The organism is Nocardia sp. NPDC059236 (genome assembly GCF_042754085.1).
Classification (GTDB): Bacteria; Actinomycetota; Actinomycetes; order Mycobacteriales; family Mycobacteriaceae; genus Nocardia.
In genome coordinates this window covers 125,827-140,019 of record NZ_JBHZAF010000004.1, presented here as the reverse complement: position 1 = coordinate 140,019, position 14,193 = coordinate 125,827, and the positions used below count along the sequence as shown (strand labels likewise).

The window sequence follows — 14,193 nt, the reverse complement described above, 5'->3', positions numbered from 1 at the left end:
GGCCTGACCTTCAAGTGGAGCTAAGGGGACTCGAACCCCTGACCCCCACACTGCCAGTGTGGTGCGCTACCAGCTGCGCCATAGCCCCGGATGGTTGCCGCGCGGTTTCCCGGGCGACTGGGAGAAGGTACACCAGGGGACCCCCTCGAGTGCAAATCGGCTGGAAATATGGGTGGGCGGGGGGTGGGTGGGCGCGCGTACAGTGGGCGGTGATTCGTTGTCGTCCGGGGTGGTTCGCGGGGAAGGCGGCCGCTCCGCGGGGAAGGTCGGACGCCGGTGAGGCTGATCAATGGCCGGTACGAGCTGCGGGAGCTGGTCGGCAAGGGCGGGATGGCCGAGGTCTGGGATGCCTGGGATCGGCAGTTGCGCAGGCAGGTTGCGGTCAAGGTGCTCGACGCGGGCAGTGTCGCGGTGCGGGCGCAGGACGAGCAGGTGGCCTGGCAGCGGTTCGAGCGGGAGGCGCGGATCGCGGCGCAGATGAACTGCACCAATGTGGTGATGCTGCACGACTCGGGGGTGTTCGCCGAGAACGGGTGCCGCTCACCGTTTCTGGTGATGGAGTTCATTCACGGCGAGAATCTGCGGCAGTTCATGCGGACCCAGGAGAACTGGTCGCTGCCGGCGCTGGCCCGGATTCTCACCGACGCGCTCAGCGGGCTGGTGTACGCGCACTCCAAGCAAGTGGTGCACCGCGACATCAAGCCCGAGAACATCATGATCTGCCGCGACGGCACGGCGAAGCTGGCCGATTTCGGCATCGCCATCGAGATGCGGGAGAACATGCTGCGGCTCACCCGCACCAACCAGGTGGTGGGCACACAGAACTATTCCGCGCCCGAGTATCTCGAACACGGCAGGTTCACCCATCTCAGTGACGTGTACTCGTTCGCGGTGGTGTGCAACGAGGTGCTGGAGGCGGTGTTCGCGCCGGCGCCGCTGCCCGGCCGGCTGAAATCGGTGCTGGATCAGGCGCTTTCGCCGGATCCGTCGCTGCGTTTCCAATCCGCGGCCGAGTTCCAGCACTACTTCCGCGATGCGGTCCACTCCGAGACCCGCAGCCTGACCCGAACCGTCAAGGGCGCCAGGCCGGAACCGGTCACCGTGCCGGTGCGGGCGCAGACCAGCGTCCTGACCCCGGGCCCGCCGGTGCGGCCGCCGGAGGAACGGCACGGCGTCGACCTGCCCGAGACCGGGCTGTGGGGCATCTTCGTCCGCCCGGCCCTGGAATACCGCCAGCGCGTGCTGGAGGGACTGACCCGCGACGATCCCCGCTACATCGGCGGCGTGCTGCTCGGCGCGGCCGGTGCCGGAATCGTGCTGGGCTGGCTGGTTTTCGTGCTGCTCGCCTGGGTGATCGTGTCGATCGCCCACCACCTGTGAGGAACTGCGATGAACAACCGACGGGCCGGCCTGGCCTGGCAGCAGTACGTGTACGCCGGATCCCGCTCCTGGCACTGGCTGCGGGTGGCGTCCGCGGTCGGTGGGGCCTTCTTCCTGGCCACGCTGCTGTGGCTGACCTACACCGTGCTCTGAGGGGTGCCCGTGCGAATCGTCTGCCTGAACTGCCTGGCGGAGTTCAAGTTCGATACCGCCCGCCGCTCCTGGATCTGGGTGCTGCGCCAGCCCAACGGCGGGTTCGCGACCCGCGTCGGGGACTATTCGCGGCGCCTGGATCGGCGCTGCCCTAACGGCTGTGAGATCGACGAGGAGATCCTCGACCATCCGACCACCGTGATCGGCTTCGTCGGCGAATCCGCCTCGTCCAAGACGCATCTCATCGTGTCGATGATCTATTCGGTCATGAACGACCCGATGCTGGCCCGCGAATGGTCCATCGTGCCGTCCCGCCGTTCGACGAAAATGCTGGCCGCGCTGGAGAACACGCTGATGAACCGGCAGGCCATCGGCTACACCCAGAAGCGGGGCTACGTCGGCGCGCAGCAGCCACAGGAGAACGGCATCGGGCCGCTCGGCGCACCGCAGCCGCCGGGTCTGCCGCAACCCCCACGCCCGCCGCAACCGCCGATGGCGCAGCAGCAGAACCGGACCCACGCCTGGAGCGGCTGGCAGGTCCGCACCCCGATCCTGATCAAATTCACCTCGCTGTCCACCCGCCGCACGGTGAATCTCGCCTTCGTGGATGTCGCGGGCGAGGATGTGGCCGACGCCGAGATCGCCGCCAAGGTGAGCCCGCACCTGGCCATCGCCGACTTCCTCTGGTTCGTGGTGCCGTCCACGTTGAACAAGCAGTACCTGGCCATCATGCGCGAGCACGCGGGACCGGCCAACGAGGAGAGCCTGAACAACAATGTCGAGCACTCCCAGACCGTCGGCCGCACCAAGATGATGATCGATCAGATCGCCAAGCTGTGGCGCACGGCCAACAGCTATCCGCTGGATCTGCCCATCGAGCCGCCGCGCCTGCACGCCTCGACCATCATCGCGAAATCGGATCTGCTGTCGCTGATCAACCTGCCCGAGGTCGGCCTGGTCGCGCCGCCGCCGGACTGGGCGGATACGCCGTACAGCCTCAATGGTGCGGGCAACCTGTATCAGCCCGGCCAGATCGACTATCGCTCCGACGCCACCAGAAGCCTGGTGCGCAAACTGTTTCCGGCCGTCGACGCCACGCTGTCCATCCATTTCCCGCACAACCGCTACTTCCCGGTCTCGGCGGTCGGGTGCGGCAAGCGGGCCGACAACACCTATCCGGTGTTCAAGCCGTTCGCGGCCGTGGACCCGGTCATCCACATGCTCGACCGCATCGACCGGCTACGGGCGGACCGATGACGGGCTTCGCGCAGCTGCTGTGCGGCTGGGCCATGGTGACGCTGGAGTCCTCCGGGACCGGGGTCGGCGTGGTCGCCAGATCCGGAAACTGGCCCGCCGCACTGGGATCCACCACGCGGGAGCTGGGGTCGCTGGTCAGTTGGGATGGTTCGCCCGCGTCGCCGGAGGCGTTCGCGCTGGAGTACACCGTGATGCGGGGACTCGCGGTGGCGGTGCTGAAGACGCCCGCCAATGACCGGCCGGGCACCTGTGTGGCACACCTCGTCGCGGGTGGTCGCGGAACACTCGACGGCGCAACGACTTTGAGCCTCTACGACGCGGGACGATTCCGCACCTCGCTCGACGACGCCGAATTTCCCACCGACCACTGGCCGCCGCTGCCGAATTCCGTGGAGGACAGTCCCGCCGTCACCGCCGCGGCCGACGCCTATCTCGACCTGGACTGGCTGCCCGCGCTGCTCGGCTACACCCTGGCGCATCTGGCCGGGCGCGGCCCCGCCATCGAACTGCACGTCGAGAGCGGCACGGACGCCGTGGCCATGCTGCGGGCACTCTATGGCCTGCTGCCCCGGAACAGCCTGCGGGACTTGACCTTCTGCACCTCCAGCACGCCGTCCGCGGCCCCCGCCGCGATCACCGCGGTGACCCGCGACAGCCCCGCCCCGCCCGGCGCGCGCCGCATCGTCACACCGGGCGATCCCGGCGACGAATCGGACCCGTTCGTCCTGCTCGGGCAGCAGATCATCGGGCACCGGCGCGCCGGTGTCACGCTGCCCGAATCCCTGTCCACCGCAGACGAAATCGGCCACTGGTGCTATCGACGGCACCTGCGCGCCCTGGGTCCCGCCGAGCTGGACGACGACCACCTGGCCGAGGTGATCACGGACCCGGAGCTGAACCCCGACTGGCTCCGCGACGACGCGGTGGCCGGGCGCGCCGTCCGTCTCGCCATCGGAAGACCCGGCGTCGCACAGGCATTGGCGCGACTCGACCTCCGTCCCAGCGTCCGCCGCACCTTCGAGCAGGTTCTCACCGACCACGTCCTCACCGACGGCCGCGACCGCACCCGCACCGTCGAGGTGGCCCGGCAGCTCGGCATCGATCTCAGCACGGCGCTGGCCACCTCCGCCTGGCACCGCCTGGAATCCGGGACCGCGCCGCTGACCTCGTCCGATGCCGAATCGGTCTGGCCGCGCCTCCAGCGGGACTGGGCCACGGGCGAAGTCGAGCATCGCCGCATCGTCGCCGCCCATCTGCTGCGTCACCGCGCCCTGCGCGAGCAGGCGATCGGCTCCCGCGACCGGGCCCTGGTGTACGAGGCCCTCAGCGCCGAGGTCGACGATCCGGGCACCCACACCGGCGGCAGCCGAATCCTGCGCCAGGCCATGTACACCAACCTGGGCATCGTCGCCCAGCTGGTGGTGAACGTCTCGTGCAATGGCCGCGATCGCTATGCGCTGGAGCAGATCCTGGCCTGCGCGCCCGCCGACCTGCTGCCCACGCTGCTGGCCGAGGCCACCCGCTACCCCGCGATCGACGCCACGGCCCTGCTGAAGGCCCTCACCCTCACCCGCTCCGAACCGGCCGAACTGGTGGCCGCCCTCCGCCCCGCGTGGCGCACGCTGCGCAAGATCCTGGATCTTCCGGAACCGATCGAGGCCCTGGTCGTCCTCGCCGTCCCGGCGCCCACCGACGATCAGCAGCGAGACGGACTCCGCCTGCCGCGCAGAGCATTCGGATGGAGCAGGCAGCGCGGCACCTGGTCCCGCGCCGAACTCTCGGCCCTGCTGCGCACCCCGGCCGAGGAACCACTGGAGGCCGAATCCCCCACTGAAACCCTGTCCGCCGCTCTGACCGCGGACCTCGAATTCGTCGTCTCCGCCCTGGTCTCCCGCTCCCGCACCCCCGATGCCGTCCCCGCCCTGCGCCGCATCCTCGCCCTCACCCCCACTGATCAGCTCCCCACCCTGGTCACCGCCTGCGCCCGCCAATGGGACATGCCCCCATCCACCCTCCTGTCCGCAGTGGCAGCCCTCGACCTCCCCCCGGCCGATCTGACCGAAACCCTCACCGGCGGCTGGCCCTGGCTCCGCACCCGCCTGGACCTCCCCCAGGCCATGACCGCCCTGCTGGTCCTGGACCCCGCGGACAGCCTGCCGCCCGCGGCGACGCTCCTACCGCAGGAACAGGATTCACGCCGTGCCTGGCAATTCTGGCGTTGACACGGCCTGAATCAGCGGCAGCTCCGCGTCGCCGACCAGCACCCGGTACCGTCGCAGCACGTCCTGGAGATCCGCGTCCTCCGGCACCGACTCGCGCGCCGACCGCACGATCATCGCCGCCTGCTCCAGCAGGATGCTGCGCCGCTCGGGATCGGTGGTGTGGTCCGCGATCTGGGCCAGCGCTTCGAGCTGCCGGATCATGACCGCGGGCATGCCGCGCGCGGACTGTCGAATCTTCTCGAAGGCCCGCTGCACCAGCCGCTCGTAACTCGCCTGCGCCGCGATGACGCGGACATAACCGTTCTTGCCGCGGTAGACCGGGCTCGGCTCCCACGACACCGCGATCCGCGACAGGCAGTCACCGAGCCAGTCGATACAGGTCAGGGCGGTGAAGGTGTCGTTCACCGCGGTGGACAGCGCGCGCACGGCGATTTCGACCAGCTGGTCTATGCCGAAGGAAATGTCCTGGGCCAGCGACCGGGTGGGCCCGGCCATGTGCCCGCGCGAGAAGTTCTCCGCTATCCGCCCGGCCGCCGACGCGGGCCAGACGGCGGCCACCACCTGCCCCTCGGTGAGGAAGTGCCCGGGCCGGTAGGGCAGGTGAATCACCGCGTCCGCGTCGGTCGCGAGCCGCACCAGCTGCTCGTAGCGGATGTAGCGCAGGTATCCGCTGCCGGTCACCCGGACCTCGCCGCCCTCGCCCGCCATCCGTTCCAGCAGTTCGGCCGCCGTCGGCCCGCAATGCGGGGTGGCGGGCGCGTCGTTGCGCTGCGTCTCGATTCCGGCCGCCACCTCACCCGCGATCTCGGCGATGACATTGGGCAGCTGGATCGCCATGGCGATGTGATTGATGAAGTAGATCAGTACGGCGAGATCGAGCACCAGCGACGCGATCGAGACGGTCGTGCTGATGTGCGGCACGAAATCCGATCCGATGGACACCAGCGCGGCGATGGCGTAGACGAAGGTCGCCACGAAGGTACCGAGGGTGACCTGGGTACCCCGATCGCGAATGAAGGTGCGCAGCATGCGCGGACCGAACTGGGTGGAGGCCAGCGTCAGCGCCACGATGGTGATGGAGAAGACCACACCCACCACGGTCATGATGGCGGCGGCGATGGCCGTCAGCACCTGCCGCGCGGTGTCGGGCGGGCCGCCGATGACCCAGGACGGAAACGTGAACCCGCCGCGATATGCCGCCCGGTCCAGCAGGTAGGTGATCACGAACAGCCCGACGGCGGCGAGCACTTCCACGGTCGGCACGAACCACAGATTGGTCCGCAATGCCTCGCGGCGGCGGTCGAATTCGAGAGGAATGCCGGCCACGGTCGAGCCTCCTGCGCTGTTCCGGCGTCATGTCCTGACGCCGACCAGACTTCCCGGCTCACCCATCCGAGATCCCCGGACGTCTGATCACCGTACCCCTGCTCAGCGCCACGCCGCGCGCAGGGTCAGCGAACGGCATCCATTCGTTCCAGGTCGAGCGGCCGATCGCCCCGGAGGAATCGGCTCACCTCCGGGGCGAGTTGATCGGAAATCACGACCAGACCCAGATGGCCGTCGTGGTAGACGTGCAACCGCGCGTCGGGTATCAGCCGGGCCATGATCTTCGCGTTCACGAGCGGAATGATCGGATCGTCGTCGCCCGCCAGGATCAGCGTCGGCTGGCGGATCAAACCGAGGAACGGGAGGCTGGTCCACCCGGTGCCGGCCAGCAGCTGCAGCAGGTAGCCGCGAGCGGAGGACGCCGACGAGTGTCCGGCCAGCAGGGTGGTCACCCGATCCGGATCGGTGCGCAGCCGGCCACCATAGAGTTCCGCGGCGATCCTGGTGGCGTACTCGGCGTCGCGGTATCGGCGCGGAGTGATCATCTTGCGCAGCACCTTCGGGTGCGCGGGGACCATCATCCAGCCGGTGGCGGTGCTGACCAGGACCACGCGCCGGCAGCGCCGGGGGTTTTGCAGGGCGATCTGCTGGGCCAGGCCGCCACCCCAGGAGATGCCGAGCACATCGAAGGTGTCGTAGCCGAGTTGGGTGAGCAGTGTGGTGACCCTCCGGGCCAGCGTGGCCAGGAGATAGGGCCGCCGGGGCAATGGCGAGCGACCGATACCCGGTGGGTCGAACCGGATCACCGGAATCGCCGGATCGAGCTGGTCGACGAATGGCTGCAGCAGCTCGAGGCTTGCACCGATCCCATTGCACAGCACCAGCGGGACGCCGACGCCGGGACGGACCACAACGCGCAGGCGGTCGCCGGATACCGTGTACTCCCGGGCATTTTCACTCGCCATTGGGTGTCCTCGTGGGTATCGGAGCACGATCCGAGCACCAGAGTACGCATCGCCCCATGCGGGATGAATGTGCTCGACCACATCGTTAGCGGCATTTCATGTTTCCCGGGCACATAGGTTTGCCCGCGCGGCTCTCCGACGATTGACAGGTGCGAGTCATCGTCGACCTTCGCCCATCTCATCGAACGTGAAACCGTCTCTCCCAGAAGGACTGTCATGACCGATCTGGATGTCTCCGCACCCCCGGACCTGATCCTCACCGAGGCCACGACCGGGATCGCCCGCCGGTTCCTGCCGGGGCGCTCGGGACTGAGCCTGCTGCTGGCGATGGCGCAGCGGCCCCGGCGCGTCGCGAGCCGGGCGGCAACCCTGGGCGCGGAGCTGACCCGCATCGCGGCCGGTTCCTCCACGGTCGCCCCGTCCAGCCGGGACAAGCGGTTCGCCGATCCCGCCTGGACGGGAAATCCGTTGTTGCGCCGCGTGGTACAGGCCTATCTGGCCGCTGGGATCGCCGCCGAGGGCCTGGTGCAGGACCTGCCCCTCGAGTGGCAGGATGCCGAGCGGATCAAATTCCTCACCACGAATCTCGTCGAGGCGCTCGCACCGAGCAACAATCCGCTGCTCAGCCCGGTGGCTTGGAAGGCGATCATCGACACCGGCGGCGATAATCTCCGCACCGGTGCGCAGCAGCTGATCAGTGACTTCAGCCATGCCCCGTTCATCCCGTCCATGGTCGATCAGTCCGCGTTCCGCGTCGGGTCCGACCTCGGCATCACCCCGGGCGCGGTGGTGCTGCGGACCCCGATGTTCGAGCTGATCCAGTACCGGCCGCAGATCGAAACCGTGCGCGCGGTACCGCTGTTGATCATCCCGCCGACCATCAACAAGTTCTACGTGCTCGATCTGGCGCCGGGGCGCAGCCTCATCGAGTACCTGGTGGGGCAGGGCCAGCAGGTGTTCGTGGTGTCCTGGCGCAATCCCGATGCGCGGCACAGCAAGTGGGGCTTCGACGCCTACGTCGAGGCCGTCGTCGGGGCGTTCGACGCCGTCGACGAGATCACCGGTCACAGCACGGCACATGTGCTCGCCGCCTGCTCGGGCGGGCTGCTCGCGGCGATGGCGGCGGCCTATCGGGCCGAGACGGCGGGCTTCGACCAGCTGGCCAGCCTCAACCTGCTGGTCACCATGTTCGACCAGGCGCGTGAGGACGCGTTCGGCGCGATGGTGGACGAGCAGGCCGCCGCCGCCGCGATCGCCCGGTCGCGGCGACAGGGTTATCTGGACGGCAAGCAGCTGGCCGCGGTGTTCGCCTGGCTGCGCCCGCGAGACCTGGTCTGGAACTACTGGGTCAACAACTATCTGCAGGGCCGCAAGCCACCGGCCTTCGACATCTTGTTCTGGAATGCCGACACCACCCGGATGCCGGCGAAACTGCATCGCGACTTCCTCGACACCGCGCTGGGCAACAAGCTCGCCCGGCCCGGCGGCGTCACCGTGCTCGGCACCGAGATCGACCTGAAGCGGATCACCGCCGATTCCTATGTGGTCGCGGGCTCGGCCGATCACCTCTGCCCGTGGACCAACTGCTACCGCAGCAGCCAGATGCTGGGCGGCAAGGTGCGTTTCGTGCTGTCGACCAATGGCCACATCGCGGCCCTGGTCAACCCGTCGGACAATCACAAGTCCAGCTATCGCGTTTCCGACGACAACAGCCTCGACCCCGAGGCGTGGCAGCGCACCGCCACCACCGAACAGGGTTCGTGGTGGCCGGATTTCGCGCAATGGCTGGGTGACCGCTCCGGTGAGCTGGTGCCCGCACCGGCGCATCTCGGTAACGCCCGACACCAGCCGATCGAGGCCGCCCCGGGCAGTTACGTGCTGGACAGATAGGAGGCGGACCGCTGCCAGGCCGCGCGGCGCAGCAGGCGCAGACCATTGAGACCGACGAGCACGGTCGAACCCTCGTGACCGGCGACGCCCAGCGGCAACGGCAGCGTACCGACCAGGTCCCAGATCACCAGGACCGCAATGAAGGTCGCGGCGATCGCCAGATTGGCCACCACGACGCGGCGGGCGCGCCGGGACAGGGCGATGACGGCGGGGATGGCGGTGAGGTCGTCGCGCACGACGACGGCATCGGCGGTCTGCAGGGTCAGGTCGGAACCCGCTCCGCCCATGGCGATTCCGGTGTCGGCTGCGGCGAGAGCGGGTGCGTCATTGATGCCGTCGCCGACCACCACGACCCGGTCACCGGCCGACTGCAGGGCTCGGACGGCATCGACCTTCTGGTGCGGGAGCAATTCGGCGCGGGCGTCGGTGAGCCCCACCCGAGCCGCGAGCCGATGCGCGGCGCGACTGTTGTCTCCCGTCAGCAGAATCGGGGCGGCCCCCGTCACTCGGGCCGTGAGATCGATCGCGGTGGCGGCCTCGGGGCGGAGCTGATCGGTGATCGCCAGCACTCCGATCGGACGCGCATCACAGGAGACCACGACCGCGGTAAATCCCTTCTCCTGCAATCCGTCCACGGCCGTGCGGGCGGCCCGGTCCGTGTCCGGCGCACCCTGCGTGGAGCTCGACAGCAAGGCCGCCGGAGAACCGACCGCGATCCGACGCTGCCCGATCCGGGCGCTGACGCCGCGCCCGGGATCGGCGGCGAATCCTTCGACGGCCGGCAGTTGCTGCCCCGCCGCGCGGGCCGCGCGCACGATGGCCGCCGCGAGCGGGTGTTCACTGTCGAGTTCGGCGGCCGCCGCCAGCCGCAGCACCTCCGGCTCGCTGAATTCCGGATCGACACTGCGGATTTCGTCGACGTGCGGGGCGCCGCGGGTCAGCGTCCCGGTCTTGTCGAAGGCGACCCGCGTGGTCACGCCGAGCCGTTCCATGACCACGGCCGACTTGACCAGCACGCCGTGCCGCCCGGCATTGGCGATACCGGCCAGCAGGGGCGGCATGGTGGCCAGCACCACCGCGCACGGGGAGGCCACGATCATGAAGGTCATGGCGCGCAACAGGGCTCGCTGCAGCGGGTCGCCGAGGGCGAGGGGAATCGCGAACACCGCCAGGGTCACCGTGACCATGGCGAGGGAGTACCGCTGCTCCACCTTCTCGATGAACAGCTGGGTGCGTGCCTTGGTGTGCCCGGCCTGTTCGACGAGGACGGCGATGCGTGCCACCACCGAGTCCTCGGCACGGCGATCCACCCGGATCCGCAGTGCCCCGGTGCCGTTCAGGGTGCCGGCGAACACCTCGTCGCCGCCGGTCTTGTCCACGGGCAGCGGTTCGCCGGTGATGGTGGCCTGATCCACTTCGCTGCCGCCGTCGATCACGGTGGCGTCGGCGGCGATTCGCTCGCCGGGGCGGACCAGGACCACATCGCCGATGTGCAGGTCGGCGGCGCGCACGGTCTCCTCACCGGTGACGGTGAGCCGGGTCGCGGTCTCGGGCGCGAGGTCGAGCAGGCCGCGCACCGAATCCTCGGTGCGCGCGGTGGCCAGCGCCTCCAGCGCCCCGGAGGTCGCGAAGATGACGATCAGCAGGGCCCCGTCGGTGATCTGCCCGATGGCCGCCGCGCCGAGGGCCGCCACCACCATGAGCAGGTCCACGTCGAGGGTCTTCTCGCGCAGCGCCTGGAGCCCGGCCCAGCCCGGCTCCCAGCCGCCCGCGGCGTAGCAGGCCAGGTACAGCCCCCACCACAGCCAGCTCGGCGCGCCGGCCAGCTGAACGACCAGCCCGAGCAGGAACAGTGCGAGGGCCACTGCGGCCCATCGCATCTCGGCCAGCTCGAACAGGCGGGTCCGGCGGACCGCCACTTCCGGCTGCGCGGATGCCTGCACCGGCGTCGCCACGACCACGACTCACCTCCATTGCTACCCCTGACCGCCGCGACGATACCAGAACACATGAAGACGTCTTCATGTGTATAGAGTTCCTCGAGGTACCCTCCTGTGTTATGGGACATGGCGTCGAGGGCCGCGATCGGCCGACGGCACGGCTGGACGCCGAGGCCGCCACCCATGTCGCGACCACCCTGCAGGCGCTGGCCACCCCCAGCCGGCTACTGATCCTCAGCGAACTCCGCCAGGGCCCGCTCGCGGTCACCGAACTGGCGTCGTCGATCGGTATGGAGCAGTCGGCGGTCTCGCATCAGCTGCGCCTGCTGCGCAATCTCGGGCTGGTCGTGGGCACCCGGACCGGCCGCAGCATCGTCTACAGCCTCTACGACAACCACGTCGCGCAACTGCTGGACGAGGCCATCTACCACAGCGAACACCTGCGCCTGGGGCTCGCGGACCGCCCCACCACCGCCTGACCCGGACGCGATCGGCGGGGGCCGGCCCGACGAGAAGCGTTGCGAGGCAGATCAGTTGGGTGCGAGAGCGCCGGGGTGGTAGCTGACCGCGGGGTTCCAGAGGAAGAAGCCGTTGTAGCCCGCCGCGTAGGTGGCGTCGATCTGCGCCTTCACCTCCGCGTCGCCGTAGGCCACGCCGAGGCTGAAATCCTGGAGCCACGGGATGATCTGGGCATTGGTGCCCGCGGTGCGGGCGCGGAAGTCCTGCAGGGACCGGAAGATGATGTCGTAGGGCTGGGCATTCGGATTGGCGACCTCGTATTCGCCGGAGTGCCAGTGGCTCGGGTAGAGCATCGGGGCCAGGAAGTCGGCGTAGCGGGCCATGGACGGGATGTCCTGGGCGATCTCGTCGGGACGGGTGGCGGCGATGCCGAAGACGGCCGCGCTCAGCGAGGCTCCGGCGTCGTGCACGGGTTCGCGGCAGTCGCGCAGGAAGTCGGCGATGGAGTCCGACGGCGATTCGGCCAGGCCCGGGAACTGCATGCCGGCGAGGTTGCCGTCGGGGCGGCGGATGTAGTCGTACATGACGCCGTCGAAGCCGAGCCGAGCCGCCTCGACCGCGAGATCCCGGTTGTAGGACCGGATTTCGGGGCTGGCGAAGTTGGTGAAGGCGATCGCGCCGTAGCCGCTGGAGTACGGCTGGCCGGACGGATTCTGGATCACCCAGTCGGGGTGGCCGTTGTGCCAGGCCCAGCCGGCCAGGGTGGGGTCGCGGAAGGCGACGATGCGGCCGACCACCTTGATGCCCATGTCGTGCAGTTGCTGCAGCGCGGCGGGCGCGTCGTAAATCGTAGTGGCGGCGCCGGATTCGCGCGCCAGCGGCACCTGCGAGTCGTAGCCGACCATCCCGTCCTCGTCCTTGATATCGAGTTCGACGGTGTCGATGCGGCCCTCGCGCGCCATGTCGAGCACGGCATCGCGCATGGGGTCGTAGGCCCAGGCGTAGGCGGTGACATGGACGGCCCGGATGCGCGGCAGTGCCACCTCCACTTTCAGCGGGGTGGTGACGCGGTCGCCCGCGGCGCCGGTGGCCACGACGGTGGTGTCGAGCGGTGCGTGCGGCAGCTGGATCTCGAAGGATCCGTCCTTGGCGGGCTGGACGGACCGGTCGCCCACCGACACCTGCTTCGCGCCGATCGCCGTGCCGCGCACCGTCACCGGATCACGGTAGGAGGTCGCGGCGGCCGTCGGGGCCAGCTCCAGGCGGGCCGGGCGGGTGTCGGCACCCGCGGCCGAGGGGCGGCTGCGGCCGAAGACGAACACCAGCGCGGCGAGCACCAGAACCACGACCGCGCCGATCGCGAGCAGGGTGGACCGCCGGCGGCGGATCGACCGGAGTCGCATGAGCAACGTACACACCAACTTCCACTGACAGCTGTTGGCATCACTATCGCGCCTGCACGCAGGCATCGGCCGTTTTTCGCCGAGATCACCTCAAAACCGTTGTCGCCGCGTAGCGTTGCGGCGATGAAGGCGTCGACGACGCTGCGGATGGTCGCGGCGGCGCTGCTGTGCGCGACCGCCACCGCCTGCGGAGCAACCACCGCCACCGTGCCGCGCCCCGCGGCCGTCACCGCACCCCCACCGACCTCGAGGCCGCCGGATCCGGCCACGGTGGCCGCCAATGAGCTGGGTCGGATCCCGATCCTCATGTACCACCGCATCGAGGCCGAGCCGGGCAGCGAATACGACCAGACGCCAACGAAATTCACCGCCGAGCTGGACCGCCTCTACACCGACGGCTACCGCCCGATCACCATCGCCCAGTATCTGGCGGGCGTCATCGACCTACCCGCGGGCACCCATCCGGTGGTCCTCACCTTCGACGACTCCACCCGAACCCAGCTCACCCTCAGCGATTCCGGCGACCCCACCCCCGACTGCGCGGTCGGCCTGCTCGAGCAATTCCATTCCCGCCACCCGGATTTCGCCGCCACCGCCACCTTCTACGTCAACAACGAGCCGTTCGGCGACGACCCCCGCGCCCTGGCCTGGCTGGTCCGCCACGGCTACGACATCGGCGCCCACACCGCCACCCACCCCAACCTGGCGCACCTGTCCCCCACCGACGTGCAGCGCGAACTGGTCCAGAACGTCCGCGCCATCGCGACCGCCGCGCCCGGCACCGTCGTCCACTCCATGGCCCTCCCCCTGGGCGTCTACCCCGCCGACCACGCCCTCGCCACCGCCGGCACCTGGGACGGCACCCCGTACACCTTCGACGCCGTCCTCCTCGTCGGCGCCGACCCCGCCCCCTCCCCGTTCGCCGCCGCCCTCGACCCGACCGGCCTCCCCCGAATCCGCTCCGGCCGCACCGCAGTTCCCTTCGACTCCACCTACTGGCTCGACTGGTTCGCGGCGAACCCCACCGCCCGCTACACCTCCGACGGCGACCCCGCCCACCAGTCCTTCCCCCGCCCCCTCGCGGACCAGCTCTCCCCCCGCTTCTCCGCCACCGCCCACCCCTACTGATCCGGATGAGGCTCGCGGAACCTGATTCGGTTCGATGATCACCTGATTCGGTTCGATGACGCGGCCGCCG

11 protein-coding genes and 1 tRNA gene are annotated in these 14,193 nt (G+C 69.4%); 7 read left to right on the top strand and 5 right to left on the bottom strand.

From position 1 onward, the window contains the following. Window positions 1–15: 15 nt before the first annotated feature. Window positions 16–88 (bottom strand) — tRNA-Ala (locus ACFXIV_RS12830). A 188-nt stretch (window positions 89–276) separates the two neighbouring features. On the opposite strand from ACFXIV_RS12830, the gene ACFXIV_RS12825 reads away from it, so the two are divergent. Genes ACFXIV_RS12825 through ACFXIV_RS12810 form a run of 4 tightly spaced genes read left to right on the top strand, consistent with a single transcriptional unit; the run spans window position 277 to window position 5,012 of the window. Then, on the top strand, window positions 277–1,380 hold the full coding sequence (locus ACFXIV_RS12825; protein WP_379399681.1) for a serine/threonine-protein kinase: 1,104 nt from the start codon (window positions 277–279) through the stop codon (window positions 1,378–1,380). A gap of 9 nt (window positions 1,381–1,389) precedes the next feature. Then, window positions 1,390–1,533 carry a hypothetical protein gene (locus ACFXIV_RS12820; RefSeq protein WP_356999350.1) on the top strand — a complete coding sequence of 48 codons (144 nt, stop codon included), beginning with the start codon at window positions 1,390–1,392 and terminating at the stop codon, window positions 1,531–1,533. A 9-nt stretch (window positions 1,534–1,542) separates the two neighbouring features. Next, on the top strand, window positions 1,543–2,790 hold the full coding sequence (locus ACFXIV_RS12815; RefSeq protein ID WP_379399682.1) for a hypothetical protein: 1,248 nt from the start codon (window positions 1,543–1,545) through the stop codon (window positions 2,788–2,790). Further along, window positions 2,787–5,012: a hypothetical protein gene (locus ACFXIV_RS12810; RefSeq protein WP_379399683.1), complete on the top strand. Its 2,226-nt coding sequence runs from the start codon at window positions 2,787–2,789 to the stop codon at window positions 5,010–5,012. The genes ACFXIV_RS12815 and ACFXIV_RS12810 overlap by 4 nt, the downstream gene beginning before the upstream one ends. Here the strand turns inward: ACFXIV_RS12810 and ACFXIV_RS12805 are convergent. Together ACFXIV_RS12805 and phaZ are read right to left on the bottom strand one after the other, a co-directional pair. Further along, on the bottom strand, window positions 4,983–6,338 hold the full coding sequence (locus ACFXIV_RS12805) for a DUF2254 domain-containing protein (RefSeq protein WP_379399684.1): 1,356 nt from the start codon (window positions 6,336–6,338) through the stop codon (window positions 4,983–4,985). The genes ACFXIV_RS12810 and ACFXIV_RS12805 overlap by 30 nt on opposite strands. A 125-nt stretch (window positions 6,339–6,463) precedes the next feature. Further along, window positions 6,464–7,303 (bottom strand): poly(3-hydroxyalkanoate) depolymerase, encoded by an 840-nt coding sequence (phaZ, locus tag ACFXIV_RS12800; protein ID WP_379399685.1) that lies wholly within the window; start codon window positions 7,301–7,303, stop codon window positions 6,464–6,466. Window positions 7,304–7,519: 216 nt separating this feature from the next. Between phaZ and ACFXIV_RS12795 the strand changes: the two genes are divergently transcribed. After that, the gene (locus tag ACFXIV_RS12795) at window positions 7,520–9,193 is read left to right on the top strand and encodes a PHA/PHB synthase family protein (protein ID WP_379399686.1); all 1,674 of its coding nucleotides are present in this window, start codon (window positions 7,520–7,522) and stop codon (window positions 9,191–9,193) included. On the opposite strand, the gene ACFXIV_RS12790 is transcribed toward ACFXIV_RS12795, so the two are convergent. Continuing rightward, entirely contained in the window at window positions 9,175–11,073 is a 1,899-nt protein-coding gene (locus tag ACFXIV_RS12790; protein ID WP_379399805.1) for a heavy metal translocating P-type ATPase, read from the bottom strand. The two genes, ACFXIV_RS12795 and ACFXIV_RS12790, sit on opposite strands and share 19 nt — an antisense overlap. 179 nt (window positions 11,074–11,252) lie before the next feature. Here ACFXIV_RS12790 and ACFXIV_RS12785 point away from each other — a divergent pair, with 179 nt between their 5' ends. Beyond that, window positions 11,253–11,612, top strand: a complete 360-nt coding sequence (locus ACFXIV_RS12785) for a metalloregulator ArsR/SmtB family transcription factor (RefSeq protein WP_354835904.1) — start codon at window positions 11,253–11,255, stop codon at window positions 11,610–11,612. Between the two features lie 51 nt (window positions 11,613–11,663). Here ACFXIV_RS12785 and ACFXIV_RS12780 read toward each other — a convergent pair whose 3' ends face one another. After that, complete coding sequence (locus tag ACFXIV_RS12780; protein WP_379399687.1) at window positions 11,664–12,995, bottom strand: putative glycoside hydrolase; 1,332 nt, start codon at window positions 12,993–12,995, stop codon at window positions 11,664–11,666. Window positions 12,996–13,118: 123 nt separating this feature from the next. On the opposite strand from ACFXIV_RS12780, the gene ACFXIV_RS12775 reads away from it, so the two are divergent. Beyond that, window positions 13,119–14,123 carry a polysaccharide deacetylase family protein gene (locus ACFXIV_RS12775; protein ID WP_379399688.1) on the top strand — a complete coding sequence of 335 codons (1,005 nt, stop codon included), beginning with the start codon at window positions 13,119–13,121 and terminating at the stop codon, window positions 14,121–14,123. Window positions 14,124–14,193: the final 70 nt, after the last annotated feature.